The organism is Parendozoicomonas sp. 2304DJ65-17 (assembly GCF_058148445.1).
This window is the reverse complement of sequence record NZ_JBYVJV010000133.1, coordinates 1-235: the sequence shown is the minus strand read 5'-3', so window position 1 is coordinate 235 and position 235 is coordinate 1. Positions and strand designations below refer to the sequence as shown.

1 protein-coding gene is annotated in these 235 nt (G+C 53.6%); it reads right to left on the bottom strand.

The window, feature by feature from the left end:
• A partial coding sequence (locus tag ACY2RR_RS24790; RefSeq protein ID WP_490110864.1) for a molybdopterin cofactor-binding domain-containing protein occupies positions 1–204 on the bottom strand: 204 nt, incomplete at its 3' end.
• Between the last annotated feature and the right edge of the window lie 31 nt (positions 205–235).

Genomic DNA, 235 nt, shown 5'->3' with positions numbered 1-235 from the left:
AGGCATTTTGTAATCCAGCAGGTTGTTGTTGCGAACCTTGCCGGTTGCTGGATCGATCAGCAGCTCTTCCCTCATGGCGCCGGCAATCCCCATGGCTGCGCCGCCCTGCACCTGTCCCCTAGCCAGTTGCGGATTGAGAATCTTGCCGGCATCGTGAACATTGAGCATGCGATTGATGGTGACCGAACAAATAGGGATATCCACTTACACCTCAAAAAAGGTACAGCCATAGGAG